Consider the following 26,155-nt stretch of genomic DNA (forward strand, 5'->3'; position numbering starts at 1 on the left):
GAGGATGGCTGCGGACAATCCGCGCGGCGCGATGTTCCGCGTCATCGCGCCGAACCAGCACAGCCGCGTCACCAATGCCGAGCTGTTCTTCGACCTCGTCTTCGTCTTTGCCGTCACGCAGGTCTCGCACACGCTGCTGCACCATTTCACGCCGCTCGGCGCGGTGCATGTGGCGGTGCTGTTTCTCGCGGTGTGGTGGGTGTGGGTCTACACCGCCTGGGTCACCAACTGGCTCAATCCCGATCTGACGCCGGTCCGCCTCCTGCTGTTCTCGATGATGCTGGGCGGCCTCGTGCTGTCGACCACGATTCCGACGGCGTTCGAAGGGCGTGGACTGTGGTTCGCCATCGCCTACGCGGCCATGCAGGTGGGGCGCACGGCGTTCTGGCTGTTCGCAACGCCGGCGCACCGGACTCTAGTGCGGCACAACGCGATCCGCATCCTGGTCTGGCTCTCTGTCTCCGCGATCTTCTGGATCCTCGGCGGCCTCGCCCATGACGAGGCGCGGCTGTGGTTCTGGATCGCGGCGCTCGCGATCGAATACATCTCGCCGGCGGCCCGCTTCTGGGTCCCCAAGCTCGGCTTCTCCTCCGTCGAGGCCTGGGCCGTCGAAGGCGGCCACATGGCCGAGCGCTGCTCCCTCTTCGTCATCATTGCGCTCGGCGAGGCCGTCGTCGTCAACGGCGCGACCTTTGCCGAACTGGAGTGGACCGCGGCCAATATCCTCGCCTTCGTCTCGGCGCTGGTCGGCAGCATCGCGATGTGGTGGGTCTATTTCCACAAGGGCGCGGAAGCCGGGTCCGAGTGGATCTCGAAATCCTCCGAATCCGGCCGCCTTGCGCGGCTCGCCTACACCTATCTGCATCTGCCCATCGTCGCCGGCATCATCCTGACTGCGGTGTCGGACGAGCTGGTGCTGAAGCATCCGACCGGCCATTCCGATGTCAGGACGGTTCTGAGCACGATCGGCGGCCCGCTGTTGTTTCTCGTCGGCGCCATCCTGTTCAAGCAGTCGGTCCGCGGCTTCCTTCAGCTCTCCCACGGCATCGGCATCATCCTGCTTCTGGTGCTGTGGTGGTTCGCCGCCGAGCTGTCGCCGCTCTGGCTGTCGGTGGCAACCAGTGTGATCATGATCGTGGTGGCGGTTTGGGAGTCGGTCTCGCTCGGGTCGAAGGGCGAAGAGGCCGGGGAGCATTGAATTCGGAGCGGACCGAGCAAGCGCCTCGTCCTTCGAGACGACCGCTTGCAGCGGTCTCCCCAGGATGGGGCTAACTGGCCGTGGTGCTCCGTGATAATGCTGCCGCGCACTCCGTCCTCACCTGAGCAGCCCGCCGAAGGCGGGCGTCTCGAAGGATGCTTGAGCGCGCTTACTCCGCAACCTCAAGCGCATGCACCGAGAACATCTTCGCCGCATCCGTCCAGCTCTCGCGCACCCGCCAGCCGGCGCCCTGCGCTAGCGCGGCAAAACGCTCGATGCTGTATTTGTAGCTGTTCTCGGTGTGGATGCTCTCGCCCGGACGGAACGAGAAGCTGGTACCGAGCAGGCGCACGGTCTGGCTCTTCTTGCTGATCAGGTGCATCTCGATGCGATGCCGCTCGCGATTGTAGATCGCGCGATGGGTGAAGGCGGAGAGGTCGAAATTGCCGCCGAGCTCGCGATTGATCCGCACCAGCACATTGAGGTTGAAGCGCGCGGTGACGCCCGCGGCATCGTTGTAGGCGTCATAGAGCACGCGCTCGTCCTTCTCGAGGTCGGCGCCGATGATCATCTGCGCACCGCGGCCCAGGATCTGGCGCGCGCTCGTCAGGAACGCCTGAGCTTCATGCGGCTCGAAATTGCCGATGGTCGAGCCGGGGAAGAAGCCGACCTTGGGCATGGAGGCGACCGCCTTGGGCAGCTCAAATGGCGTGGTGAAGTCGGCCGCGACCGGATAGATGCCGAGCGAGGGGAAATCCCGCTTGAGGCCATTGGCCTGTGCCTTCAGGAAGTCGCCGGAGATATCGACCGGCACATAGGCCGCGAACCTGCAGTGATTGAGCAACAGCCGGACCTTTGTGGTCGCGCCGGCGCCGAACTCGACCAGCGCAGCGTGCTCCGGGATGATCTTGGCGATCTCGCTGCCGCGTTCCTTCAGGATCGATAGCTCGGTGCGCGTCGGATAATATTCCGGCAGCTTCGTGATCGCCTCGAACAGCTCCGACCCGGTCGCGTCATAGAAATATTTCGGCGACAGCTTTTTCGGCTGTTGCGAGAGGTCCTCGATCGCCTCGCGGGCGAACGCGGTGGTCTGCTCGTCGGGAAGATGGGCTTCAGCCAAAGCGCTGGCGTGCACATTCATGATACTCTCCTGAACGCGCTGTCCGGCGCGCATCTGTCGTCGGAATTTTTAGTCGTAGTCGGCAAGCCGCAGTCCGGTGAACTGCCAGCGGTGGTGCGGATAGAAGAAGTTACGATAGGTGATACGGCTGTGGTCCGCCGGCGTTGCAAGCGAGGACCCTCGCAGCACCAGCTGGTTGACCATGAACTTGCCGTTGTACTCGCCGAGCGCGCCCTCGACGGCGCGATAGCCGGGATAGGGCGCGTACGAGCTGCGGGTCCATTGCCAGACGATGCCGAAGGCATCGTTGAGCTGGCCGGTGCGCGCCGCGACCTCCCATTCCATCTCGGTCGGCAGATGCTTGCCGGCCCAGCGCGCGAAGGCGTCGGCTTCGTAATAGCTGACGTGGCAGACCGGCGCGTCGGGATCGACCCGCCGGAGGCCGGCGAGCGTCATCACCTGCCATTCGCCGTCGACCTCGCGCCAATGGCCGGGGGCCTGCCAGTCTTCCTTGCTGGCGGCGGCAAAGCCGTCCATCAGCCACAACGTAGCGGTTCGGTAGCCGCCGTCGCGCATGAAGGCGAGCCAATCGGCATTGGTGACGAGATTGCGCGCGACCTTGACCGGACCGACCAGGGCGCGATGCGCCGGCTTCTCGTTGTCGAAATGAAAGCTGTCATCGACATGGCCGACGGTGTGAATGCCTTCGTTCAGTGCCAGCCAATCCTCGCCGGTGCGCGTCGCGGACGGAAAGCGCCAGTCCGGGTCATACGCCGGATACACCGGGTTCTGCGCAAAGGCGTGCAGGATGTCGGTGAACATCAATTCCTGATGCTGCTGCTCGTGGTTGAGCCCGACCTCGACGAGCGGCGCGATCTCGTGGAGCTTGTCCGCATCGGCCTCGCGGAAGAACTTGACGACGGCGGCATCGACATATCTGCGGTAGGCCCCGACCTCGGCGGCGCTCGGACGGGTGATGTCGCCGCGATGATTGCGGGCATGCCGCGGACCGGCGCTGACGTAATAGGAATTGAACAGGAACGCGAAATCGGGATGGAAGGGCCGGTAGCCGGCGGCATGCTCGCCGAGCAGAAACTGCTCCCAGAACCAGGTGGTATGGGCGCGGTGCCATTTTGTCGGGCTCGCATCCGGCATGGACTGGATCTGCTGGTCCTCCGGCGAGAGCGGCGCGGCCCGGCGTTCGGTCTCGTTCCGGACGGCAATAAACGCGTCTGCCAGCCTCTGGGCGAGTCTGCCCTGAGCGGAGGGTGACGAAAGCGGGGCGGTCGCCGTGGCGGAGGCTTGTTTCGTCACGTTTTTCTCCAGACAGGACAAGAGAACGTTGTTGGCGTGACCCGGTTCCATAAACAGGGTTCGTCCTAGATAGGGGCTCCGTTACGGTATGAAAGTCCTCTCCGGCGATGATATTGATGTCATCAGCCTATGGACCGGCCGGGGTCAAACCGGCCGCCGGGGAGCCGTCGCCGCCATTTTACTTTGGATGCACAACGGTTTGGGCTACATATATAGGCAGGTATCGGGTTAAATCGGCTGAGCCGGCCCGAGGATATTGTTGAGGGCTCTGCCCCAGAAGGACACGGATATGAGCATCGCGGAATTCATCGACAACGAAGTGAAGTCGAACGACGTGGTTCTGTTCATGAAGGGTACGCCGCAATTTCCGCAGTGCGGTTTCTCCGGTCAGGTCGTCCAGATCCTCGACCATGTCGGCGTCGGCTATAAGGGCCTCAACGTCCTCGAATCCGCCGAGCTGCGCAATGGCATCAAGGAATACTCGAACTGGCCGACGATCCCGCAGCTCTATGTGAAGGGCGAGTTCATCGGCGGCTGCGATATCGTCCGCGAGATGTTCCAGGCCGGCGAATTGCAGCAGCTCTTCTCGGAGAAGGGCGTCGTCGCGGCCTGATACGTGACCGTGCTGACGCGCCGGATTGGCGGCGCGGAGCTCGAGGTCATCGTCGCCGACATCACCACGCTCGGCGTTGACGCCGTCGTCAACGCGGCCAACACGTCGCTCCTTGGCGGGGGCGGCGTGGATGGGGCCATCCATCGGGCAGCCGGTCCCGATCTGGTCGCCGAATGCCGCACGCTTCGCGGCTGCAAGACCGGGGATGCCAAGATCACTGCGGGCTATCGCCTCAGGGCCGCCCATGTGATTCACACCGTCGGACCGGTCTGGAATGGCGGCACAAGCGGCGAAGATGACCTGCTCGCCTCCTGCTATCGCCGTTCGATCGAGCTGTGCGGGACGCACAGGCTGACCTCGATGGCATTCCCTGCGATTTCCACCGGCGTTTTCCGCTTTCCCGCCGACCGGGCGGCCGACATCGCCGTGCGCACGACCATCGAAGGGCTCGCCGAGGCGCCGTCCTTGACCCGCGTCGTGTTCTGCTGCTTCGCCGAGCCGAGCGCCAGGCTCCATGCCGCGGCACTTGCGCGGCACGCCGGCCCTTGTGCCGATTGAGCCGGCCGGTACACTCCACCGGACCATGTTCCGGGGAGGGGATATGATTTCACAATCTGGACTGCGTGCACTGGTTTGCGGCACGCTGCTGTCGCTTGGCGCGATGTCGATGGCGCGAGCGGAGGGCACCTACGAGATACCGGCCGGCGCCCATTTCAATCAGGACAAGCTTGCGAGGATCAGCGATTTCTTCAAGAACGAGGTCGCGACCGGCAAGATCGCCGGCGCAACCGTCTTGATCCAGCAGCATGGCAAGCCGGTCTACCACGAAGCGTTCGGCGTGCAGGACGTCGTCAGCAAGGCACCGATCACCGACAAGACGATCTTCCGCCTGTTCTCGATGTCCAAGGCGATCACCTCGGTGGTAGCGATGCAGTTGATCGAGGACGGCAAGATCAAGCTCGATGATCCCGTCTCGAAATACATCCCGTCCTTCGCCAATGTGAAGGTCGGCGTCGAGAAGAAGGCCGAGGATGGCACCAAGTCGCTCGAACTGGTGCCGCCCAACCGGCCGGTCACGGTGCACGATCTGATGACGCATACCTCGGGCGTCACCTATGGCTTCTATGGCGACAGCCTGGTGCGCAAGGCGTATCGCGAGGCCAATATCTATGCCGGCGATTTCGATCTCGCCGAGTTCGCCGAGCGCATCGCCAAACTGCCGCTGCACAACCAGCCGGGCGCGCTTTGGCAATACGGCCATTCCACCGACATCCTGGCGCGGGTGATGGAGGTGGCAGCCGGCAAGCCGCTGATCGACATCATGCGCGAGAAGCTGCTCGATCCGCTCGGCATGGTCGACACCGGCTTCTTCGTCACCGATCCCGAAAAGCAGAAGCTGTTGGCCCAGCCGGTACCGAACGACAGCGATTTCCGCGTCGGCCGCATCAACGATCCGACCGTCGTCAAGAAGATCATGTTTGCCAGCGGCGGCATGGTCACGACCATGGCGGACTACAGGCGCTTTTCGCAAATGCTGCTCAACGGCGGCAGTCTCGACGGCAAGACCATCCTCAAGCCTGCGACGTTCAAGCTGATGGCGACCGATCAGGTCGGCCCGGGCTCCGGTGTCGATCGCGACTATTTCTACTTCCCGGGCGATGGTTTCGGCTTCGGCCTCGGGCTCGCGGTCCGCACCGATCCCGGGAATGCAAAGCCGCCGCCGCCCGGCAATCTCGGCGAATTGAAATGGGACGGCGCCTCCGGCTGCTACTTCGTGATCGACCCCAAGCAGGACATGTTCTTCGTGCTGCTGGAGCAGACCCCGAGCGAGCGCCAGCGCGTGCAGCGGACGTTGAAGCTGCTGGTCTATGAAGCCATGGAGAACTGACATGGGTGGGCGCCGCGCGCTGATCGCGGCGCTCGCTATTCTGTTTGCCGTGGTCGGTGCGACGGCCGGTGCCGAGGAACGCGCTGCCCGCAGTTTCTCGCCGGAGGGATTGGCAAAGGTCTCCGACTACATCAGGAGCGAGGTCGCGACCGGCAAGATCCCTGGCGCCATCCTGCTGCTCCAGCAACACGGCAAGCCGGTCTATTACGCCAATTTCGGCATCCGCGACGTCGCCACCGAGCTGTCGATGAGCGCGGACACGATCTTCCGCCTCTATTCGATGTCGAAGCCGATCACGTCGGTGATGGCGATGATGCTGGTCGAAGACGGCAAGCTCGCGCTCGATGATCCCGTCGCAAAGTACATTCCGGCCTTTGCCGATATGAAGGTCGGCGTCGAGAGCACCAGGGGCGGCAAGGTTGCGCTGACGCTGGAGCCGCTTGAGCGTCCCGTCACGATCAAGGACCTGCTGCGTCATACCGCGGGCCTGCCTTACGGCGCCTATGGCGGCGGCGCGGTGCGCGAGCTCTATGCCGTGGCCGACCTGTTCAATAGCGAGCTGTCCAATGCCGATTTCGTCGCGAAAGTGACGACGATGCCGCTCGCCGAGCAGCCGGGCACGGTGTGGAATTACGGCTTTGCCACCGACGTGCTCGGCCGCGTCGTCGAGGTGGTGTCGGGCAAGACGCTGTTCCAGTTCGAAAAGGAAAGATTGCTCGATCCGCTCGGCATGACCGAGACCGCGTTCTACGTCGCCGATCCCGCCAAGTTTCTCCGCATCGCCGAGCCGATGCCGGAGGACCGCAGCATCAGCCCGACGACGCAGGTGCGTGACATCAGACGCCCCACGATCTGGGAATCGGGCGGCGCCGGCATGGTCGGCACGGTCGGCGACTATGCGCGGTTCGCGCAGATGCTGCTGAATGGCGGCACGTACGAGGGACGCCGCTATCTCAAGCCCGAGACGGTTGCACTGATGGCCTCGGATCATATCGGACCCGAAACCAAGATCGCGCGCGACCAGTCCTATTATCCGGGCGCCAGCTCCGGCTTCGGCCTCGGCTTTGCCGTGCGCACTTCCGTACCGCCGGGCACGTCGTGGCCGCTCGGCGAATATCGCTGGGATGGCGTCGGCGGAACGTTCTTCTTCATCGATCCCGAAGACGATCTGTTCGGGATCTTCATGGCGCAGACACCGTCGCAGCGTGGCCGGATTCAGCTGGCGTTGAAGACGCTGATCTATCAGGCCATGGGGCGGTAGCTATGCCCCGCGCACGATCTCTCTGACGTATCCGATCGTCTCCTCGACCTGGCTCGCATCGACGTCGAGATGCGTGCAGGCGCGGATGCGGCCATCCATCATCGCCAGCGTGACGCCGCGCTGGCGCAGCGCTGCGACCATCTTGTCGCCGGGAATGCCGGCGCCGTCCGGCTTGAAGAACACCAGGTTGGTCTCGGGCTCCTGCACCTCGATGCCCGCAATCTGCGACAGCCCGCGGGCGAGTGCGCGCGCATTGGCGTGGTCGTCGGCAAGACGCTCGACATGATGATCGAGCGCGTAGATGCAGGCGGCGGCGCAGATTCCGGCCTGCCGCATCGAGCCGCCGAGCCGCTGCTTCCACTGCCAGACCGCGTCGATGAAGGCGCGCGAGCCCGCGAGCACGCCGCCGATCGGCGCGCCCAGCCCCTTCGAGAAGTCGATCCAGGCCGAATCCCAGCCTGCGGTCATGTCACGCGGGGAGATCCCGCTTGCGACGGTGGCGTTGAGCAGGCGTGCGCCGTCCATGTGAGTGACGAGGCCGTGCTGCTTGGCGATCGCGACGATCTCGTCGAGCGCGGCCTTCTTCCAGATCGTGCCGCCGCCGATATTGGCGGTCTGCTCGACGCTGACGACGGTCTGCGGCGGCTGGTAGCGCGTGCGTGGGTGCAGCGCCTTGCGAAAGGTCTCCGGCGTGAACTGGCCGCCCTCGCCCTTGAGCTGGGTGACCTGGAAGCCGCCGATCGCGGCATGCGCGCCGCCTTCGCGGGCGATGATGTGCGCGGTCTCGTGGGCGAGGATCTCGTCGCCGGGGCGGCAATGCACCAGCGTCGCAGTGACGTTGCACATGGTGCCCGAGGGCATGTAGACCGCGGCTTCCTTGCCGAGCAGATCGGCCACGCGCTCGCACAGCGCGTTCACGGTCGGATCGTCGCCGACCTGCTCGTCACCGACCTCGGCGCGCGCCATCGCCTCGCGCATCCCCGCCGTCGGCTTGGTCTGCGTGTCCGACAGCAGATTGATGCGCACCGGCGGCGCCTTCGGATCGACGGGGGGAGGGGTGTAGAGCATCAACTTTGCTCCTTGAAGGGAATGGTACTCGCTCGCAGTCAGCGAGTTCTGGGTGGACGCCGAGCAGCGTGACGAAACCGCATAATAACGATTTCTGTCGCGGTCACACGATAATCGATCAGATAGGGATAAGGGTTGATGGGCAAGCGACGGACGTATGCACGCGTAGTTGTTCGCCCTGCGTAAGGGTAGGCCTCTAGCAAAGCAACGAGAGCGATGATGCGGTCGCGCATGTGACCTGCGCCTTGGGGCGAGTGCGCCTCGACGTAGGTCAGAACTTGGTCGATTTGGGCGAGCGCCCGCTTCGTGTAGCGGACCTTCACAGCCCGTGCTTGGCCCACATTGCGCGGACTTCGTCGGCACTCGCCAGCTCGCCGCGGGCGATTTCGACCTCGGCGTCGGCGAGATCCGCCTCCTCCGCTGCTGTCAGCTGGATCGGCGGCTGCTCGACGCCGGCAAGCTCAAGCAGGGCGCGCGCCAGTTCGTCCTGCTCCGAATCGGGCAGGCCGGAAACCCTGTTGAAGGCCTCTTCCAGAAGACGAGTCATGCTCAACTCCGCGATGTGCAATCATAACACAGATGGCCTGAGAGAGGGGAATGGTCGGCTCAAACAAAAAGGCCCCGAAACCCGGGGCCTTTGAGCGTCGATCTGCCGAAGCTATTAGCGCGAATAGAATTCGACGACCAGATGCGGCTCCATTTGCACCGGGAACGGCACGTCGGAGAGGCCGGGAACGCGGGTGTACTTCGCGGTCATCTTGCCGTGGTCGACTTCGAGATAGTCGGGGACCTCGCGCTCGGGGAGCTGGCTGGCTTCGAGCACGTGGGCGAGCTGCTTGGAGGCTTCCTTGACCTCGATCACGTCGCCGACCTTGAGCTGGTAGCTCGAGATGTTGACCTTGCGGCCGTTCACCTTGATGTGGCCGTGGTTGATGAACTGGCGGGCGGCGAAGATCGTCGAGACGAACTTGGCGCGGTACACGACAGCGTCGAGACGACGCTCCAGGAGGCCGATCAGGTTCTCGCCGGTGTCACCCTTGAGGCGGCTCGCCTCGACATAGATGCCGTGGAACTGACGCTCGCTGATGTTGGCGTAGTAGCCCTTCAGCTTCTGCTTGGCGCGCAGCTGCACGCCGAAATCGGAGAGCTTGCCCTTGCGGCGCTGGCCGTGCTGGCCGGGGCCGTATTCGCGGCGGTTCACGGGGCTCTTCGGGCGGCCCCAGATGTTCTGGCCCATACGGCGATCGATCTTGTACTTCGCCTCACTGCGCTTAGTCATCGCGTCCTCTTCGGTTGCAAGGTTTGAGGAAACGCGCCCTCCTGTGTGACGGGATGATCCCGGCACCGACAGGTCCGATCCCCAAAGCTTGAAGGGACTAGACCACGGGTCGCGAAACGCTTCGCGGGCCGAAATCGGCCCGCGAGCAGGCGGCTTTTAGGGGAGTTCGGGGTTCGCTGTCAATGCGAATGGTCCCGGAATCAGGTCCGGACCGCCCGGATCGGCTTGGGGCCGGCTGCCCGCAATTCGGCAGCGATTTCAGTGTTCAGGACCTGTTCAAGCCGGGTCAGGACCCGTGCGATGGGGGCAGCGTCCGTGACCCGGTGATCCCAGCGGATCACGACGTGGATGGTCTGGTCGGGTTCGACCACCCCATAGCTGACGATGTAGGGGCCCGGCGTGACGGGATGGAGCTCGCCGCCGCCATAGGCGGCCACCGAGCTCACTGCGAAGCTGCCGAACCAATTGCCCCGTTGCCGGCCGAAATTCAGCCCGATCGCCCAGGACAGCCGCCGCAACGGCAGCGGCAGGCGGGTTGCCCGCATGATCTTGCGGAACATGGGTATCTCAGCGATCCGTGCCGTCTTGGCGCGCCGAATCTCGGCATCGACCGCCGCCAGCGGCAGGGCTTCGGGTGCCGCGATTCGCTGCGGCATCACGCATTCCTCGCCATCTTCGACCCGGGCAATGGCCACCAGCGCGACGCTTGTCGGCAGCTCGTAGAACATGGGCCGGGGCCATTTGGCGTAGACGGTGCGCAGGATCGGCTCCTCCCTGGCCACCAGGGCGAAGGCCTTGACGAACATCGCCGCCCAGCCGGCCGGCGCGGCGGCGCCGGCGCGGGCCTCCAGCAGGGGGCGGATATGGAGGGAACGCGACAGCGACACGAACGGCACGTCCGTTGATGCGTGCATGAGGTCGCAAATCAGGCGACGCGGCAGCGAAATGGTCTTTGGCTTCCCGCGCATCGCTCTTCCGGTTCCCGCGGATCAAAAAATGTGCAGCGAGCGGATGTCCCGCTCGCTGCCTGCTCTAGCACGGACCAACCCGGATGGGGCCAGTCGGTTCGCCATCAGGGCGCCGGGGAGGCCAGCGGCTTGGTCTTGTCCACAACGTAAAATTCAAGCACTTTCATGGCCTTATGGCCATGAGCCTTGGCATCGTGCACGACGCCGGCCGGGATCTAATAGGAATCCGGCCCTTGAGGGTCTTCTCCGGCCGTCCGTCGATGAGAAGATTCAGCTCGCGTTCGAGCAGATAGCCGGTCTCGATTCCCGGATGGGCATGGCGGCCGGCGGCGCCGCCAGAGGGCCTCTGTCCCCGGCAAGGTGGGCAATCGGCCTGCTCAGCGCTTGATCCCGTCGAACGCGGTCATGATACCGCGCTGAAATAGCGACCAGTCGAAGCCGAGTGCGATGGCGCGATAGCCGCGGTCGATCAGGGCGTTGGCCTGGTCGGCGGTGCGGGCGACGCCGCCAATCGGCACGCCGCTTTTGAGGATGCCGGCCTCGGCGCGCGCGATCAGCTCGAGCAACTCCGGATCGTCCATCTGGCCGCGCTTGTTGATGGAGGTGGCGAGATCGCCGGGGCCGATGACCGCGACGTCGATGCCGGGGGTCGCCATGATCTCGTCGATGCGGTCGACCGCCTCGACATGTTCGATGGTGATCATGCAGATCATCTCGTCGTCGGCGGCGGCCATGTAGTCCGGCATCGACTGGCCCCAGCGGAACGGCGCGTGGAACGGGCCCCAGAGCCGATCGCCGCGCGGCGGATAGCGGACGCTGCGCACCGCTTTCTCGGCATCCGCGCGGCTCGTAATCATCGGGAAGTTGATGCCGAAGGCGCCGATATCCATCGGCGCTTTCGCCAGCCACGGCTCGTTCGCGGCGATCCGCACCAGCGGCGTGCACGGCGTGCCGGTGGTCGCGGCGATCATCGCGTGGGCTTCGGTCAGCCCGATCGGGCCGTGTTCGAGATCGACGATGATCCAGTCGAGCGAGCGCGCCATGATCTGCACCATCTGCACGCTCGGAATGGTCGCGATCGCGCCGAAGGCGGGGCGCCCCTCGCGCCAGAGCTGGCGAAGACGGTTGAGTGGCGTGGACGGGACCGGCATGGAAGGGCCTGCGGCTGGGTGGCGACGGCAAAACCTAGCAGCGCGGCGCCGAGGCGCAAGGTCAGGCCAGCGCGCGACCGCCGAAGAACGGCGTCAGCGTCGCCGAAAGCCCGTGCACGCGGTTCGAGGTGAAGATCATCTCGGCCCCGGACTGCGCGATGGCGCCTGTGCGAGGACCGAGCAGATCCGAGACGCGGCGGGCGATCGCAGGCGCCGGATCGATCCAGTCGACCGGCCAGGGAGCCAGCCGCTTCAGCCGGTCGAGCAGCAGCGGATAATGGGTGCAGGCGAGCACGACCGTGTCGGTGCGTGCGCCGGCGTCCTCGGCATCGCCGACGAAGCAGGGAGCGAGCTCGGCAAGGATGTCGCTGTCGCTGATCGGATTGCCGCCAAGCGCAGCCTCGGCGAGCGAGGCAAGCTCGGGCGAGCCGACCAGCGTCACCTCGCAACCTTGCGCGAAATCGCGGATCAGAGCTTTGGTGTATTCGCGCTTCACCGTGCCCTTGGTGCCGAGCACCGAGACGCGACGGGTCTTCGACTGCGCGCAGGCCGGCTTGATCGCCGGCACGGTGCCGACGAAGGGCACCGAATAGGCAGCCCGCAAGTGAGACAGGACCAGGGTGGATGCCGTGTTGCAGGCGATGACGACGAGGTCGGGATCATGGGTGCCGATCAGCTCCCCCATCAGCGGCACGACACGGGCGATGATCTCGTCCTCGCTGTGGTGGCCATAAGGGAAGAAGGCGTCGTCGGCGACGTAGACAAAGTGCGCGTCGGACCGCGCAGCCACGACCTCGCGGAGCACCGTGAGCCCGCCAAGGCCGGAATCGAACACCAGGATCGTCGGAGAATTGGTCACGCCATTACCCTAGCCCCTCATGGTTACCATTCGGTTTTTAGGGCGTTTTTGCGGCGGCGGCTTGCGCGATCTGGAGCCGTTAATTTCGCAAATGGCCGCATCTTCCCGCAATCCGCGGCGATGCTGCACCGCGGGCCGGACGTGTCCGCAAAACTCCGGGGTTTTGACGTGTCAGAGGCATGGGCCCTCGCCGCCCACGGTCAGGCGATCCTGTTCGTCGTCGCCGCCTGCGCGGTTGCCAGCTGCTTCTGCAAGCGGTCGATGTTCTGCAGCAGGCGCTGGCTGGTCAGCACCAGGAAATAATAGCCGAACTGCGGATCCTGGAAGTAGATCTCGAGCAGCCGGTCATAGGTGATCGTCAGCACCTGTCCGTCCTCGATGCATTCGATCGTGCCGGTGCGGCGGTTGTCCGGCGTCAGGAAGCCGAGCTCGCCCATCAGCGCGCCCGGCAGGATCTCGACATTGATCTCCTTGACCAGGAACTTGCCGGTGACGGTGAGCAGCATCTCCTTGGCGGGATCGCCGAGCTTGAACAGCGTGTCGCCGCGGCGATATCTGCGCTCGGTCATGAACGGCTTGAGCCACTCGATCGACATGTCGCCTTCGGCCGCATGACGCGCCTTCTTGACCAGCTTGAGCATCTGCCGCAGGCGCAGGGCGTTGATCGGAAGCATCAGCAGATAGAGCAGGAACGTCGCGACATTGGCGGAGAGCGCGCCGAAGAGGGCGAAAAACACGCATCCGATCATGTTGGCGACGCGCAGTGGCACCATCGTTCGCATCAACAGCGTGGCGACAAAGAAGCCGGCCCCGACCACGGCGAACAGATTCGCGAAGGTGATGTTGTGGACGAAGATCTCCAGCAGCCGGTTGAAGATCGCGTCGTAGGTGACGTCGTTGGGATCGAGGCCCATCTGCACCAGGATCTTCGCGATCCTGAGATTGTCCGTGGCCGCGTCGAGAATGCGGTCGAGGATCGAGGAAATGTCTGCGCTGCCGGACGGCATGGTACTAACCCCGCGTAAGGCCTTCAGTCCTGGTCGGTATGCTCGACACGTATAGCCGAAATCGCATGACGGCCGCCTGAAATGAAGCCTTCGGCCGCCAAGTCGCAAGAGGCAAATTTTAGCCCGATCGGGCATTTCGGCAATTGCCCGTAAGTTGCGCATCTGGCCACAGCGCGGCCGTGATTCGGCGCCGCGGAGGGGATTGGAGGCCCCAGGCAGGGACGTCGGACGATCTTCGGCTTACGGCTTGGCGGCGGGCTGCACGACCTGCTGCTCGATCAGGCCGAGATGCCCCGGGAGCGAACCGGCGCGCAGCATCATGGCGACTGAGTTGGCTTCTTCGAGTGTCAGGTTTCCGGAGATCTGGCCCGAGCCGCCGGTGATCGGCTCGCGGATCACGGGGGCGGAGATCACCTTGTCCTCGATGACGATGGCAAACGGTCTTCCGACGTTCTCCGCGGTGATATGGGCGAAGCGCCGCGTGCCACGGCCGTTGAAGCGGAACGAGGCGATCGGCTCCTTCGTGCCGCTCGCAAATCCGGGACCCGCATAGCTGATGTCGTCGCCTTCGAGCGCGCTGTCCTTGGCGACGAGATAGGGCTTGTCGTCCTTGAAGCCGAGCAGGACTTCCGTGCCTGCGGGCGGCGTGCCGGATTGCGCCTGCTCCGCCGGCATCGAGAGATCGACCAGGCGGAAGCCGACCTTGACCTTCCTGGCCAACATCGCGGTGATCGGTTCGGGCTCCATCATACCAGGCAGGAAGATCCGAATGCGATCCGTTCCCTCGGGCTGGACGCTGGCGAACTTGACGCCGGCGTCCTTGAGGCGCTGCTCGATCATGGCAATGGAATCTTCGACGAGATCGTGCAGCCGCGCGGCGAAGGCGGCGTCGGTCGGAGCGAGCCTGAGCAATCCGTCGCCGCCGTCGCTCACGGTGAGCGCATGCGACGGTAATCCCTCCGCGGCCGCTGCGAGCTTGCGCACGAGTTGTTCGCGGCCCTTGGCGTCGGCGATCCTGACGTCGACGCCGCCGTCACGGATCGCAAGATCGGAAAAGGCAATCTTGCCTTCGCGCAGCGTCTTGTAAACATCGTCGCGCAAATCCGTGACGACGCTCTCGCGCAAGCCGTCGCGGTCCACCTTGTAGATGATGCGCGAGCCGCCCAGCTTCTCCATCTTGTCGGCGACGAAGGCCGCGATCTTGGCGCGCATCTTGTCGAACTGGCTGTCGGCGAGCGCGGTGCAAGGCAGGATGATCGCCACTACTATGATCATCGATGCCATCGCGCGCGCGGCAAATGGCCGAGGAGAGCGATGCCGCGGGGACGTGGTCATAATCACCTCAAGTCTTGCGGCAGGACGCTGGCAGACGAATCCAATGCTTGTTCTTGGTCCCCGGATCCGGCGCGGAGGTTCAATCGCCATCCAAGCCGGGTTCGATTCCCGCAGCGTTAGGGAATGGACGAACGCCAAATCATCCATCATTCTGTCCGCGCTTCGACCGGTCATCGGTCGGCGTCCCGTCGAACCGAAATGTCAAAAGACAGGAGGCGGGAGGTGAACCTGAGGGAGGACGGAATTCCATGGCGGGCATCCACGCGCTCGATCGGCTCATCGCCAGCGACTATCCTGAACTTCTAACCGATGCGGAGGTGCGGGCCTTTGAGCAGGTCCCTTACGCAGAACGCGTTGCGGCCGCGAGCACCTATGACGCCATCAAGCTGGGCGCTGAGCGCAACCCCGACGGGGCGGCGATCCAGTTTCTGCAAAACGCTGATCCCGCCGACACGCCGCTGGTGGTGACGTACCGCGATTTCATCGCGCGCGTCACGCAGGCCGCCAACATGTTTCATGCGCTCGGCGCGGAGAAGGGCGATGTCATCAGCTTCATGCTGCCGCTGGTGCCCGATGCCTTCGTGACGCTGTTCGGTGCGGAGGCCGCCGGCATCGCCAATCCCGTCAATCCGCTGCTCGAGCCGCACCAGATTGCGGAAATCCTGGAAGCTGCCAAAACCAAGATCCTGGTGGCGCTTGGGCCCATGCCGGGCACCGACATCTGGCAGAAGGTCGAGCAGATCCGCCCGCAGCTCAAGCACCTCAAGGCGATCGTGCAGGTGTTCGGCGGCGGCGATCCGGACAAGGGCATCTTCGCTTTCAACGATCTGATCAAGCAGCAGCCGTCGGACCGGCTTGTCAGCGGGCGCAAGATTCTCGGCAGTGATATCGCCGCCTATTTCCACACCGGCGGCACCACCGGCACGCCGAAGCTGGTGCGGCATACCCATGCCAACCAAGTCTATCAGGCCTGGGCGCTCAATCTGCTGCTGAAGGGCAAGCCCGGCGCCAATCTCTTGTTCGGCATGCCGCTGTTTCACGTTGGGGGATCGCTGACACAGGTGCTGACGACACTGTCGAGCGGCAGCTCGCTGGTCGTGCTGTCGCCGAGCGGGTGGCGCAATCCGAATGCGGTGAAGAACATCTGGCAGCTCGTCGAGCGCTTCAAGCCCGAAGCGCTATCGAGCGTGCCGACGGTGCTGGCCGCGACGCTCGGGGTGCCGCCAGGCAATGCAGATATCTCCAGCCTGAAATATGCCGCCGGCGGCGGCTCGGCGATCCCGGTTGCCGTGGGCTCGGCGATTCAGGACAAGCTGAAGCTGCCGGTGATCGAGGTCTACGGCATGACTGAGACATCGAGCGTGCACACGCTCGCTTATCCCGGCCGGCCGATCCGGCTCGGCTCGGTCGGGCTGCCGATGCCCTATGCGCGCGTGCGCATCGTGCAGCTCGACGCCGATGGCCGCCTGGTCCGCGACTGCAAGCCGGACGAAATCGGCGTCGTCATCATGGCGGGTCCCGGCGTGTTCAGCGGCTATCTCAATGACGAGCACAACAAGGGTGCCTTCGTCGACGAGGTCTGGGTCAATTCCGGCGATCTCGGCCGTCTCGATGCCGACGGCTATCTCTGGATCACGGGCCGCGCCAAGGATCTCGTCATCCGCGGCGGCCATAACATCGACCCGGCACCGATCGAGGAGATCATGTTCCGCCATCCCGCGGTCGGCTTCGCCGCCGTCGTCGGCCAGCCCGACGCCTATGCCGGCGAGTTGCCGGTGGGATATGTGCAATTGAAGCCCGGCGCGACCGTTCAGCCGGGCGAGCTCGAGGCGTGGGTGCGCGAGCGCACGCCCGAGCGCGCCGCCGTTCCGGTGCAGGTGATTCCGATCGATCCGATGCCGGTCACCGGCGTCGGCAAGGTGTTCAAGCCGCAGCTGCGCTGGGACGCGGCCGAGCGCGTGTTCACCAAGGTGCTCGCGCCGCTGGTCGAGCGCGGCATCGACTGCAAGGTCAAGGTCGGCGCCCATGGCAGCCACGGGTCGATCGCGACGGTGACGATCGCCGGCGTGCCGGCCGATATGCGCGAGGCCGTCGCGGACGAGGTGCATAAGCTCCTCGCGCCGTTCGTGATGCGGCACGAGGTGGTGCAAGTCTAAGCGACAGCAGTGCCGGCGGGAGGTCGACAGGCGAACCAGCAAGCGCGATGGGATTCAGGTTGAATCCTCACCGCGCTTGAGGCGGTCACGTGAGCATGCTCGTTTCGGAGAATTGCTTCACGCTTTTCCGGATCATGCTCTAGGGGCCCATCCTCGCGGAGGCGGGATGGCCAGGCACCTGAAAGCGCTTTCCCGTATCCGTGACCTTGCTGCCGTCGACCTTGAGGATCGAAAAATCCTCGGTCAGATAATTGCCGACGAGAAGATACTTGCCGTCGGGCGTAAACACCGCTGCTTCGGGCAGACCGCCGACCTCGATCTCCTGGGTCTTGGTGACTTTCTTGCCGTCGAGCTTCAACACCGTGATGCTGCCGTTCATTTCGTGGAAATAGGCATTCTTCGCGTTGGAGCCGCGAAGAATCACGGAAACGGCGACGTCGCCCGCAGGGCTTATGGCCAAGCCCTCCGGTCCATCGCCGACCACCACGCGGTCGATGATGCGCGGCGGATTGGCTTCGAGGTCGATGACGCTGGCCGTGTCGACGCTGCCGTCAGAGGCGCCGGCATTGCCGTTGTCCGAGGTCAGGGCGATCTTCCCACCCGGCGCGACCTCGACGTTGTAGGGCCACTGGCCAGCGGGCAGGTCAATCTTGTTGTAGGAGACCTTGTCGCCCGCAACGTCCAGAATGGAGATCTTATGGGCGGGAAAGCGGGCGGCGAGCGCGCGCTTGCCGTCCGGCGTGAACGTTACGTGCGCCACACTATCCGGCATGGAGACGGTGTCGACGATCTTGACGTCGGTGCCGCTGACCGAAAGCACGCTGATTGAATTGTCTCCACGATTGGCGACAAGCGCCATCTTGCCGTCGGGGCTGAAGCTCAGCCCGGACGGCTGCTTGCCACCGGTCAGCGTGGCCGCCAGCTTGGGCGGATCGGCCTTGAGGTCGATGACATAGATCTTGTTGTCGAGCACCTGCTTGAGCCCGTCGCCCTCTTTGACGATGTCGACGGAGTCGGCCACCAGCGCGATCGTCCCGGTCGGGTCGATCGCGACATTGACGGGTGGTCCCACCACCGAGTTCTTCAGGGGCAGGGACGCGAGGATTTTCGGAGTTTCGGGAGTTGCGAGATCGACGATCAGGACATGATCCTTGCCTGGCGGCGACAAAATCGGCTTGCCGCTGTCGTCCCATAGGACCTTTTCGTCGAGGCCGACGATCATCAATGGCTTTGCCTGCGCAGCGTTGAAGCTTGCAGCACCGAACAGGATCATGGCCGCGAAAGACAACTTCACGGCTTGGTGGGCCGGCATCTTGGCATCCTCCCGAAGATTGTCGCTCGGCCTCTGCGGACCGATCGCGCCAGCTTATGCCGGGAAACGGAGATCCGCCACCGTGTTGCTGAATCCCGGTTCGACGCGAGCCGTCGCCGACCGGAATTACAAGCCGCTCGTGCCGAGGGCGATGCTTCGCTCGCGGACTCGACGGCAGGCCGCGCCTTGCTGCATTAGCCATATCGCCGTCGAAAGCTTCTATGTGATGGATATCACATTGGAAACATTGGCAATCGGCCATCCTACCGAATAGTCTCATGGAATTGCATCCGGGGGGACGCAAGTGATTCCGTTTCGGCTCTTTGCTTTGTTGATGTTGGCGATGGGACTTACCTGCGGACCGGCGCATGCCGACCGACGGGTGGCGCTCGTGATCGGCAATTCGGCCTACAAGAGCGCACCGAAGCTCGGTAATCCCGTCAACGACGCCACCCTCGTCGGTGGCATGCTCAAGAAGGCCGGCTTCGATTCCGTCGACGTGAGGCTGGATCTCAGTGCAAGCGAGATGCGTCGCATGCTGCGCGAGTTCGCCGGCAGAACGCGCGAAGCGGACATGGCGGTGATCTATTACGCCGGTCACGGCATCGAGCTCGACGGCAACAATTACCTCATTCCGACCGACGCCACGCTGGAGACCGACGGCGACGTTCTCGACGAGACCATCCCGGTCGAACGAGCACTGTTCGCGGTCGAGCCGGCCAAGCAGCTGCGCCTGATCATCCTGGATGCGTGCCGCGACAATCCGTTCGCGAAAACGATGAAACGCACGCTGGCCTCGCGCGCGATCGGACGCGGCCTCGCGAAGGTCGAGCCGACCAGCCCCAATACCATGATTGCCTTTGCCGCGAAGGCGGGATCGACCGCATCGGACGGCGATGCCAGAAACAGCCCGTTCGCTGCCGCGCTGGTCGAGCACCTGCCGAAGCCTGGCCTCGACCTGCGCAAGGCCTTCGGCTTCGTCCGCGACGATGTGCTGAAGGCGACCGGCTACAAGCAGGAGCCCTATGTCTATGGTTCGCTCGGAGGTGACGACGTTCCTCTCGTCGTGAAGCAAGCCGCAACGGGTCCCCAGGCAAATCCGCAGGACGCCATCCGCAGGGACTACGAACTCGCGCTCCAGCTTGCGACGCGCGACGCCTGGGAAGCATTTCTGGCAGCATATCCCGACGGCTTCTACGCCAATCTCGCCAAGGGGCAGCTGAATAAGATCGGCGCTGAGGAGACGCGCGCGGTGGCCGAGCAAAAGGCCAAGGCGGCCGAGCAGGAAAAGGCGAGGCTGATCGCCGAGCGCGCCCAGAAGGCGGAGCAGGAGAAGGCGGCCGCGGCCGCCAAGGCGGCCGAAGAGGCGCGGATCGCAGCCGAAAAGAAGAAGGAGATCGAGCAGGCGAAGGCTGAAGCGGCCGAACGCGAGCGCAAGGCGGCAGAGGCGGCGGCTGCCAAGACGCTGGCCGAGAAGCAGGCTGCGGAGAAAGCCAAGGCCGAGCTTGCCGCAAAGCAGGCTGCGGAGAGGGCCGAGCAGGGCACAAAGCCGGCGGCCGATCGGCAGATGCCTGAAGTCGAGCAAAAAGTCGCGGCGCTGTCGCCCGGGTCGACAGCGCCATTGTCCGCGGCCGACCTCGCGAAGTCGGTGCAGAGCGAGTTGCGCCGTGTCGGCTGCCTCACCGCGGCTCCGGAAGGCGAGTGGTCCTCGGCTGCGCAACGTTCGCTGATGCTGTTCAACAAATACGCCGGCACCCAGTTCGACGCGAAGCTTGCCAGCGTCGACGCGCTCGATGCGCTCAAGGCGAAGCCCGGCCGGGTTTGCCCGCTGGTCTGCAATTTCGGCTTCAAGGCCGATGGTGATCAATGCGTGAAGATCACCTGCCGCGCCGGCTACCGCGTCGGCGACGACAATGAATGCGAGAAGATCCCGGACAAGAAGCCGGTCGCGACGCGAGAGGACTCGAAGAAGCGGGATACGGAGCGTCGGCAGACCGAGGCTGCGCCATCAAAACCGCAGGCGACGGGACAGATCATTTGCAACTCTGCCGGTTGTCGGCCGGTGCGGCCGGGATGCAAACTTGTGAGCAACACGGTTGCTTTCGGAAGGGGCGGCGGCAGCACAAATGGCGGCGGCGGCAATTACGAGGTGTGCAATTGATTCTTGCCAAGCTAATCGTAGGGTAAGCAAAGGCGGGAAGCGCCGTACCCAGCATTTTCGGAGCGGGTTGCGGGCGCGCTCCGCCTTGCCACTCTACGAGGGCGAGACCGGCGCTACCCTGCCGGCATCCGCGTCTCGACCAGCCGCGCCCAGAACGAGGCGCCGTGGCCGAGGATGTTGTCGTTGAAGACGTAGGCCGGGTGGTGACACTCGTTGCCGTCGCCCATGCCGACCAGCACCATGGCGCCGGGACGCGCCTCCAGCATGAAGGAGAAGTCCTCGGCGCCCATCATCGGGATGAACTTGTCGTTGACGCGTTCGGCGCCGACGATGTCGCGGGCGACGTCGGCGGCAAGGCCGGCTTCGCGCGCATGGTTCATGGTCACGGGATACATCCGCGTGTACTTGGTCTCGGCCGAGCCGCCATAGGCCCGCGCGACGCTGTCGGCGACTTCGCCGATGCGGCGCTCGACGAGATCGCGCACTTCAGGGTCGAGCGTGCGCACGGTGCCGCCGAGCTCGGCGACCTCGGGGATGATGTTGAAGGCCGTGCCGGAGTGGAATTGCGTGATCGAGATGACCGCCGATTTGAGCGGATCGACGTTGCGCGCCACGATCGATTGCAGCGCATTGACGATCTGCGAGCCGATCAGCACGCTGTCGACGGATTTGTGCGGACCCGCGCCAGCGTGGCCGCCCTTGCCGTAGACCGTGATCTGGATATTGTCGGAGGAGGCGAGCATCGCGCCGGGCGTGGTGGCGAAGTGCCCCTCCGGCAGGCCCGGCATGTTGTGCATGCCGTAGACCTCCTCGATGTTCCAGCGCGTCATCAACCCGTCCTCGACCATGGCCTTGCCACCGCCGCCGCCTTCCTCGGCGGGCTGGAAGATCATGATCGCGGTGCCGTCGAAATTGCGCGTCTCGGTGAGATATTTGGCCGCGCCCAGCAGCATCGCGGTATGGCCGTCATGGCCACAGGCGTGCATCTTGCCGGGGACTTTCGACGCATAGGGCACGCCCGAGGTTTCCATGATCGGCAGCGCGTCCATATCGGCGCGCAGGCCGATGGTCTTGCCGGAATTGGACTTGCGACCGCGGATCACGCCGACCACGCCGGTGCGGCCGATGCCGGTCACCACCTCGTCGCAGCCGAACTCGCGCAACTTCTCGGCGACGATGCCGGCGGTGCGGTGGACTTCGTAGAGCAATTCCGGATTCTCGTGGAAGTCATGGCGCCAGGCGGCCATTTCGTCGGAGAGAGCAGCAACGCGGTTGACGATGGGCATGAGTGATCCGTTTTTGATTGTTGTAGCCCGAATGAGCAAAGCGACATCCGGGATCTTTCGCAAGAGATTTCCCGGCTATCGCTACGCTCACCCGGGCTACGGACGTGGGCTCAGCTCTCGCCGAACACGCGCTTGAAGATCGTGTCGCCATGCTTGAGGTGATAGCCGAGGTCGAACTGCTCCTCGATCTCGGCGTCGGTGAGATATTTCTTCCCCTCGGTGTCCTTCTTCGGGCACGAGGCCGCCGAGCCGGCCGAGGTTCTTCTGCATGTTGGGGGGACACCAGGAGCTTGTCGATCAGGCCTACGAGACGCACCAGCGCGAAGTCGAGCGTGACGGTGGAATCCGGACCCATCACGCGCTCGACCGCGGAGTGCGAGATGTCGCGCTCGTGCCAGAGCAGGAGGTTTCCAGCGCCGGCGTCACACAGGCGCGCGCACCAGCGGGAGAGGCCGGTGAGGTTTTCCGACAGCACCGGGTTCCAACGGTCTGGCCCCGGCAGGCAACGATGGATGCCGAGCTTTCCAACGGACTGCTGGGCAGGGGGGCGGCGGGCCCCGCTGCAAATATTAACTGTCAATCACGGATCATTGACTGACAGATATTGAAATCTGTCAGCGAGACGTGTATATCCGTTCTCGGACGCTCCGATTGGGCGTCCCGCGACAAGCCTCGGGGAGCCTGACATCCGAATCGGATCGGAGGGCGATTGAAGAACGGGGACCGCGGACGAATGGAGACTTAAGACGATGACGACCGAAATCCTCAATTTTACCGGCGTGATTGGGCATTGGCTCAATTTGCTGGTGGCGCGCCAGATCGCGGCGCAGGCTGCAAAACTGCCTCATTAAGGCATAGGCTTTCCGAAACGACCGGCCAGGGCGCTTCGGAAGCAGCCCTACTGCCGGAGTAACTGAGCCCTGAACGGGAACATGGTGCTGGCATGAATGAAGCAGTCGTCTTGACGCCGGAGCGGATCCTCGAAGTCACCGAGGACGTGCTCAGGCGATACGGACTTGCGAAGGCCACCGTGGTCGACGTTGCCCGTGCGCTCGATGTGAGCCACGGCAGCGTCTATCGCCATTTTCCGAGCAAGGCCTCGCTGCGCGAGGCCGTCGCCAAACGCTGGCTCGACCGCATCGATGCACCGCTGCGCCAGATCGCCGAGGAGCAGGGCCCGGCGCCGGCCAGGCTCGAGCGCTGGCTGCGCACGCTGTTCGCCGCCAAGCGTTCGCGCGTGCTCGACGACCCCGAGATGTTCGAAACTTATCTGACGCTGGCGCGCGAGGCCTGCGCGGCCGTCAAATGCCACAAGGACACCATGATCGAGCAGATCGCGGCGATCCTGACTGACGGCGTGAAGCAGGGCGTGTTTGACGTTGCTGACGCCAAGATCACGGCACGCGCGATTTTCGATGCCACCAGCCGCTTCCACCATCCGGCCCATGCGGACGAGTGGAAGGACGCCGACCTGCCCGCGCGCGTCGATGCGACGCTTACACTGGTGCTGCGCGGGTTGAAGGCGGCCTGAGGCTACGAGAACTCGAACCCAGTCGCCGTAGGGCCGGTCAACCTCTCGCTTTGTGAAGAAGGGCGCCGTCGCGCAGCGACGGCGAAGATGCCGAGTGCCGTCGCGCGTTGAGCGCAGCATCGGACGACGGCACCACCGGCGGGCTCTCCGGATATGCATTGACCGCGATCTCGACGGCGTCCTTTGACCGCTTTCGAAGGCGGTAGAATGTTAGCTCCTGGTCGAACATGGGGCAGCGGAAGTGGACGATGGCCGTGTCCGGCAGGCGGCAGAGTTCGTCGATGAGCTCGCCTACCGTGATGATCGGGGGATGGTCGGCTGTCTTGTGATGACCCTTACTCATGACCCTGTACTCCTTCATTGCCGTGTTAACCGGCGCCGGACGGTCTCCGTTCCAATTTCGTTCGACTGATTGAGAAGCTTCGAGGGACCGAGACGGTGCGACGGCTCTGCGTTTAGATCCTCGTCAGCCCGCACGCCGCGGCGAGCCGCACCAGTTGCGCATCCGTGCGCGCGCCGGTCTTGGTCTTGATCAGGTAGTGATAGTTCTGCACGGTCTTCACACTCAGGTTGAGATGCGCCGCGATCTGCTCGGTGGTGGCGCCGCCGGCGAACTGGCGCAAGATCTCGATCTCGCGTTCGCCCAGTTGATCCAGCGCCGAGCCCGCCGACAAACTGTCCTCGGCGAGGATATGCGCGATGTCGTCGCTCATGGCGCGCTCGCCGCGCGCGACGGCGCGGATGGCGCCGACCACGGCGGACGGCTCACTGCTCTTGGTGACGAAGCCGCTGGCGCCGGCGCCGAAGGCGGCTTTCACCAGCACGGCCTCGTTGTGCATGGTGAAGACCAGGATCCGCGCCCGCGGGCTGCGCGCGCGGATGTTGCGGATCGCCTCCAGCCCGCTCGCGCCCGGCATCGAGATATCGAGCACGACGACATCGGGCTCGTGCGCCTTGAAGGCGCCGTAGGCGTCCGCGGCGTTGTCGGCTTCCGCCACGACATGCAGATCGCCCTGGCTTTCCAGCACGCGCCGATAGCCTTGCCGGACGATCGGATGGTCGTCGACGAGCAGCACGGAGATGCCTGTTGCTGCAACCTCGCTCATGCCGGCCTCACGCGGCGAGCGGGATGGTGGCGGCGACGCTGAGGCCGCCGCGCGCCGGCAGGATCGACAACGAACCGCCCGCGGCGGCGATGCGCTCGCGAATGCCTGTCAGGCCGAAGCCGGCCGATTGCGCAACGCGCTCCGCATCGCCGCCGCCATCGTCCTCGATACGGATCAGCAGCGCATCGTCCTCGCCGGCCCGGCGCTCGATCCGCAAGGAGATCTCGCGCGCCGCGCTGTGGCGCAGCGCATTGGTCAGGCATTCCTGCGCGACGCGATAGGCCGTGGTGGCGGCCGGCCCCCGCACGTCCGTCAGATCGCCCCTGAGGTCGAGCTGGATCGTCGGCCGCGCCGCGCTCTGCGAACGCCAGCTATCCACGAGGTTCACGAGGCTCGCCTCGAGCCCCAGCTCCTCGGGCAGCGGATTGCGCAGGCGCTTCAGCGCATCGCGCAGCGAGACCATCAGGTGATGGGTGGCCTGCGAGATCATGCGCGCATCCTGTGCGATGCCATTATCGCTGTTGTCTTTCGCGCTCGCTGTCTCGATCGTGTTGGCGAAGGCGAGGATGGCGGAGAGGTTCTGCCCGAACTCGTCGTGCAGCTCGCGGGCGAGGGCGCGGCGCTCGTCGTCGCGGATTTCGATCAGGCGCCGCGTCAGCGCGGCGCGCTGCTCGGTGGCTTCCTCCAGGCGGCCGCCGAGCTCGCCGACGGCGCCGCCGATCATCGCCAGCTCCATGGAACGGAAGCGCGGCAATTTGGTGCGATAATGGCCGCGCGCCATACGCTGCAAAGCGGTCACGATCGCGCGCGCCGGTGCCAGCGCATGCGCGATAGCGAGCGAAGCCAGCAGCGCGATCGCCGCGGCCATCAACAGTGCGACGTCGATCACGTTGAGGATGTATTCCCAGGCGAGCGAAATGGCGGCCGCGGGATCCGGCGTCGCGACCACGGTGCCGGCAGACGCGGCACGGGGACTGACCGGCCGCACCACCTCGGCGTGACTGCCGAGGAAGGTGGGCACGATGGCGGCAAACCAGCGCGGCGGCGTCTTGCCGAGTCCCTCGCTCTGGCCACAGAGCGGTTTCTCGAACGCCGCGGCGGGCTGGAACTCGACGCAGACGCCGGGCGAGATCAGCTTCATCGTCTCCAGCGTGCGCCAGTCCGGAACCGGCAGGAGATGCTCGCGCGCCCTGCTGCTGCGCAGCAAGAGCTCGCGCCAATACAGCGCCTGGAGCGCCTGCGCGACCCGCTGCGCCGAGGCCGCGGTCGACCGGTCGACGCTGTGATAGGCATCGAACGTGGCCCATATCGTTGCCGCGCCAAGGCACAGCGCCACGATGAGCAGGAGACGGGCGACAAGCTGAAGCACGAGGCGCATGCGATCACCCCCGACGTTTGATAAGCTCAGCCTAACAACGCCGCCGCGCCTTGCCAATTGCGGGGTGGGCCAGGACGGCAGCTCGGGCAAATTTCCCAAGCCGGATTGGGCATGGGTCTTTGGACCGGGCGCGACGGCTTTGATCTAATCGGGTGGAATCGTTG

Annotated in this window: 24 protein-coding genes and 2 pseudogenes; 8 read left to right on the plus strand and 18 right to left on the minus strand. The window is 64.6% G+C overall.

Annotated features, from left to right (window positions below):
• Positions 1-4: 4 nt before the first annotated feature.
• Positions 5-1,198, plus strand: coding sequence for a low temperature requirement protein A (locus P6U31_RS13845; RefSeq protein ID WP_407188993.1), 1,194 nt, complete (start codon positions 5-7; stop codon positions 1,196-1,198).
• Positions 1,199-1,367: 169 nt separating this feature from the next.
• On the opposite strand, the gene egtD is transcribed toward P6U31_RS13845, so the two are convergent.
• Both egtD and egtB read right to left on the minus strand, forming a co-directional pair.
• Entirely contained in the window at positions 1,368-2,339 is a 972-nt protein-coding gene (gene egtD, locus P6U31_RS13850; RefSeq protein ID WP_407188994.1) for an L-histidine N(alpha)-methyltransferase, read from the minus strand.
• Between the two features lie 48 nt (positions 2,340-2,387).
• Positions 2,388-3,683 carry an ergothioneine biosynthesis protein EgtB gene (egtB, locus tag P6U31_RS13855; protein WP_407188995.1) on the minus strand — a complete coding sequence of 432 codons (1,296 nt, stop codon included), beginning with the start codon at positions 3,681-3,683 and terminating at the stop codon, positions 2,388-2,390.
• Between the two features lie 238 nt (positions 3,684-3,921).
• Here egtB and grxD point away from each other — a divergent pair, with 238 nt between their 5' ends.
• Genes grxD through P6U31_RS13875 form a run of 4 tightly spaced genes read left to right on the plus strand, consistent with a single transcriptional unit; the run spans position 3,922 to position 7,394 of the window.
• Positions 3,922-4,245 carry a Grx4 family monothiol glutaredoxin gene (gene grxD / locus P6U31_RS13860; RefSeq protein ID WP_407188996.1) on the plus strand — a complete coding sequence of 108 codons (324 nt, stop codon included), beginning with the start codon at positions 3,922-3,924 and terminating at the stop codon, positions 4,243-4,245.
• Between the two features lie 3 nt (positions 4,246-4,248).
• Positions 4,249-4,803 carry an O-acetyl-ADP-ribose deacetylase gene (locus P6U31_RS13865; protein ID WP_407188997.1) on the plus strand — a complete coding sequence of 185 codons (555 nt, stop codon included), beginning with the start codon at positions 4,249-4,251 and terminating at the stop codon, positions 4,801-4,803.
• Between the two features lie 43 nt (positions 4,804-4,846).
• Entirely contained in the window at positions 4,847-6,133 is a 1,287-nt protein-coding gene (locus tag P6U31_RS13870) for a serine hydrolase domain-containing protein (RefSeq protein WP_407188998.1), read from the plus strand.
• 1 nt (position 6,134) lies between these two features.
• Positions 6,135-7,394 carry a serine hydrolase domain-containing protein gene (locus P6U31_RS13875; RefSeq protein WP_407188999.1) on the plus strand — a complete coding sequence of 420 codons (1,260 nt, stop codon included), beginning with the start codon at positions 6,135-6,137 and terminating at the stop codon, positions 7,392-7,394.
• On the opposite strand, the gene P6U31_RS13880 is transcribed toward P6U31_RS13875, so the two are convergent.
• The 10 genes and pseudogenes from P6U31_RS13880 to P6U31_RS13925 form a co-directional block, all read right to left on the minus strand.
• Entirely contained in the window at positions 7,395-8,462 is a 1,068-nt protein-coding gene (locus P6U31_RS13880; protein ID WP_407189000.1) for a threonine aldolase family protein, read from the minus strand.
• Positions 8,463-8,500: 38 nt separating this feature from the next.
• A complete protein-coding gene (locus P6U31_RS13885; RefSeq protein ID WP_407189001.1) occupies positions 8,501-8,803 on the minus strand; it encodes a type II toxin-antitoxin system RelE/ParE family toxin in 303 nt (100 codons plus the stop codon).
• Positions 8,782-9,009: a hypothetical protein gene (locus P6U31_RS13890; RefSeq protein WP_407189002.1), complete on the minus strand. Its 228-nt coding sequence runs from the start codon at positions 9,007-9,009 to the stop codon at positions 8,782-8,784. Before P6U31_RS13890 ends, P6U31_RS13885 begins: the two co-directional genes overlap by 22 nt.
• A gap of 114 nt (positions 9,010-9,123) precedes the next feature.
• Positions 9,124-9,741 carry a 30S ribosomal protein S4 gene (gene rpsD, locus P6U31_RS13895; RefSeq protein WP_407189003.1) on the minus strand — a complete coding sequence of 206 codons (618 nt, stop codon included), beginning with the start codon at positions 9,739-9,741 and terminating at the stop codon, positions 9,124-9,126.
• A gap of 200 nt (positions 9,742-9,941) precedes the next feature.
• Positions 9,942-10,709, minus strand: a complete 768-nt coding sequence (locus P6U31_RS13900; protein ID WP_407189004.1) for an acyltransferase — start codon at positions 10,707-10,709, stop codon at positions 9,942-9,944.
• Between the two features lie 104 nt (positions 10,710-10,813).
• Positions 10,814-11,052: pseudogene (locus P6U31_RS13905) on the minus strand (cupin domain-containing protein); the annotation flags it as partial.
• Between the two features lie 34 nt (positions 11,053-11,086).
• Positions 11,087-11,860: an HpcH/HpaI aldolase family protein gene (locus tag P6U31_RS13910; protein ID WP_407189005.1), complete on the minus strand. Its 774-nt coding sequence runs from the start codon at positions 11,858-11,860 to the stop codon at positions 11,087-11,089.
• 61 nt (positions 11,861-11,921) lie between these two features.
• Positions 11,922-12,719, minus strand: a complete 798-nt coding sequence (gene murI / locus P6U31_RS13915) for a glutamate racemase (RefSeq protein WP_407189006.1) — start codon at positions 12,717-12,719, stop codon at positions 11,922-11,924.
• A 200-nt stretch (positions 12,720-12,919) separates the two neighbouring features.
• A complete protein-coding gene (locus P6U31_RS13920; RefSeq protein WP_407189007.1) occupies positions 12,920-13,726 on the minus strand; it encodes a Crp/Fnr family transcriptional regulator in 807 nt (268 codons plus the stop codon).
• A 240-nt stretch (positions 13,727-13,966) separates the two neighbouring features.
• Complete coding sequence (locus tag P6U31_RS13925; protein WP_407189008.1) at positions 13,967-15,061, minus strand: SecDF P1 head subdomain-containing protein; 1,095 nt, start codon at positions 15,059-15,061, stop codon at positions 13,967-13,969.
• Between the two features lie 248 nt (positions 15,062-15,309).
• Here P6U31_RS13925 and P6U31_RS13930 point away from each other — a divergent pair, with 248 nt between their 5' ends.
• On the plus strand, positions 15,310-17,217 hold the full coding sequence (locus tag P6U31_RS13930) for an acyl-CoA synthetase (protein ID WP_407189009.1): 1,908 nt from the start codon (positions 15,310-15,312) through the stop codon (positions 17,215-17,217).
• 139 nt (positions 17,218-17,356) lie between these two features.
• Here the strand turns inward: P6U31_RS13930 and P6U31_RS13935 are convergent, their stop codons facing one another.
• Positions 17,357-18,529 (minus strand): beta-propeller fold lactonase family protein, encoded by a 1,173-nt coding sequence (locus P6U31_RS13935; protein ID WP_407189010.1) that lies wholly within the window; start codon positions 18,527-18,529, stop codon positions 17,357-17,359.
• 343 nt (positions 18,530-18,872) lie between these two features.
• Here P6U31_RS13935 and P6U31_RS13940 point away from each other — a divergent pair, with 343 nt between their 5' ends.
• Positions 18,873-20,690, plus strand: a complete 1,818-nt coding sequence (locus tag P6U31_RS13940) for a caspase domain-containing protein (RefSeq protein ID WP_407189011.1) — start codon at positions 18,873-18,875, stop codon at positions 20,688-20,690.
• 113 nt (positions 20,691-20,803) lie between these two features.
• On the opposite strand, the gene P6U31_RS13945 is transcribed toward P6U31_RS13940, so the two are convergent.
• Complete coding sequence (locus P6U31_RS13945) at positions 20,804-21,976, minus strand: M20 aminoacylase family protein (protein WP_407189012.1); 1,173 nt, start codon at positions 21,974-21,976, stop codon at positions 20,804-20,806.
• A gap of 110 nt (positions 21,977-22,086) precedes the next feature.
• Positions 22,087-22,469, minus strand: a pseudogene (locus tag P6U31_RS13950) (adenylosuccinate lyase); the annotation flags it as partial.
• 450 nt (positions 22,470-22,919) lie between these two features.
• On the opposite strand from P6U31_RS13950, the gene P6U31_RS13955 reads away from it, so the two are divergent.
• Complete coding sequence (locus P6U31_RS13955) at positions 22,920-23,507, plus strand: TetR family transcriptional regulator (protein WP_407189013.1); 588 nt, start codon at positions 22,920-22,922, stop codon at positions 23,505-23,507.
• A gap of 37 nt (positions 23,508-23,544) precedes the next feature.
• On the opposite strand, the gene P6U31_RS13960 is transcribed toward P6U31_RS13955, so the two are convergent.
• The 3 genes from P6U31_RS13960 to P6U31_RS13970 form a co-directional block, all read right to left on the minus strand.
• A complete protein-coding gene (locus P6U31_RS13960; RefSeq protein ID WP_407189014.1) occupies positions 23,545-23,850 on the minus strand; it encodes a hypothetical protein in 306 nt (101 codons plus the stop codon).
• A 112-nt stretch (positions 23,851-23,962) separates the two neighbouring features.
• Positions 23,963-24,613 carry a response regulator gene (locus tag P6U31_RS13965; RefSeq protein ID WP_407189015.1) on the minus strand — a complete coding sequence of 217 codons (651 nt, stop codon included), beginning with the start codon at positions 24,611-24,613 and terminating at the stop codon, positions 23,963-23,965.
• A gap of 7 nt (positions 24,614-24,620) precedes the next feature.
• Positions 24,621-25,991 (minus strand): sensor histidine kinase, encoded by a 1,371-nt coding sequence (locus tag P6U31_RS13970; protein ID WP_407189016.1) that lies wholly within the window; start codon positions 25,989-25,991, stop codon positions 24,621-24,623.
• Positions 25,992-26,155 lie beyond the last annotated feature (164 nt).

Source organism: Bradyrhizobium centrosematis (genome assembly GCF_045571495.1).
Classification (GTDB): Bacteria; Pseudomonadota; Alphaproteobacteria; order Rhizobiales; family Xanthobacteraceae; genus Bradyrhizobium; species Bradyrhizobium centrosematis.

Bases quoted from the DNA above. Each gene is read 5' to 3' on its own strand.
- P6U31_RS13845 (WP_407188993.1), top strand. From the start codon at position 5: ATGGCTGCGGACAATCCGCGCGGCGCGATGTTCCGCGTCATCGCGCCG.
- egtD (WP_407188994.1), bottom strand. From the start codon at position 2,339: ATGAATGTGCACGCCAGCGCTTTGGCTGAAGCCCATCTTCCCGACGAG.
- egtB (WP_407188995.1), bottom strand. From the start codon at position 3,683: ATGGAACCGGGTCACGCCAACAACGTTCTCTTGTCCTGTCTGGAGAAA.
- grxD (WP_407188996.1), top strand. From the start codon at position 3,922: ATGAGCATCGCGGAATTCATCGACAACGAAGTGAAGTCGAACGACGTG.
- P6U31_RS13870 (WP_407188998.1), top strand. From the start codon at position 4,847: ATGATTTCACAATCTGGACTGCGTGCACTGGTTTGCGGCACGCTGCTG.
- P6U31_RS13875 (WP_407188999.1), top strand. From the start codon at position 6,135: ATGGGTGGGCGCCGCGCGCTGATCGCGGCGCTCGCTATTCTGTTTGCC.
- P6U31_RS13880 (WP_407189000.1), bottom strand. From the start codon at position 8,462: ATGCTCTACACCCCTCCCCCCGTCGATCCGAAGGCGCCGCCGGTGCGC.
- P6U31_RS13890 (WP_407189002.1), bottom strand. From the start codon at position 9,009: ATGACTCGTCTTCTGGAAGAGGCCTTCAACAGGGTTTCCGGCCTGCCC.
- rpsD (WP_407189003.1), bottom strand. From the start codon at position 9,741: ATGACTAAGCGCAGTGAGGCGAAGTACAAGATCGATCGCCGTATGGGC.
- P6U31_RS13900 (WP_407189004.1), bottom strand. From the start codon at position 10,709: ATGCGCGGGAAGCCAAAGACCATTTCGCTGCCGCGTCGCCTGATTTGC.
- P6U31_RS13910 (WP_407189005.1), bottom strand. From the start codon at position 11,860: ATGCCGGTCCCGTCCACGCCACTCAACCGTCTTCGCCAGCTCTGGCGC.
- P6U31_RS13920 (WP_407189007.1), bottom strand. From the start codon at position 13,726: ATGCCGTCCGGCAGCGCAGACATTTCCTCGATCCTCGACCGCATTCTC.
- P6U31_RS13925 (WP_407189008.1), bottom strand. From the start codon at position 15,061: ATGACCACGTCCCCGCGGCATCGCTCTCCTCGGCCATTTGCCGCGCGC.
- P6U31_RS13930 (WP_407189009.1), top strand. From the start codon at position 15,310: ATGGCGGGCATCCACGCGCTCGATCGGCTCATCGCCAGCGACTATCCT.
- P6U31_RS13935 (WP_407189010.1), bottom strand. From the start codon at position 18,529: ATGCCGGCCCACCAAGCCGTGAAGTTGTCTTTCGCGGCCATGATCCTG.
- P6U31_RS13940 (WP_407189011.1), top strand. From the start codon at position 18,873: ATGGGACTTACCTGCGGACCGGCGCATGCCGACCGACGGGTGGCGCTC.
- P6U31_RS13945 (WP_407189012.1), bottom strand. From the start codon at position 21,976: ATGCCCATCGTCAACCGCGTTGCTGCTCTCTCCGACGAAATGGCCGCC.
- P6U31_RS13955 (WP_407189013.1), top strand. From the start codon at position 22,920: ATGAATGAAGCAGTCGTCTTGACGCCGGAGCGGATCCTCGAAGTCACC.
- P6U31_RS13960 (WP_407189014.1), bottom strand. From the start codon at position 23,850: ATGAGTAAGGGTCATCACAAGACAGCCGACCATCCCCCGATCATCACG.
- P6U31_RS13965 (WP_407189015.1), bottom strand. From the start codon at position 24,613: ATGAGCGAGGTTGCAGCAACAGGCATCTCCGTGCTGCTCGTCGACGAC.
- P6U31_RS13970 (WP_407189016.1), bottom strand. From the start codon at position 25,991: ATGCGCCTCGTGCTTCAGCTTGTCGCCCGTCTCCTGCTCATCGTGGCG.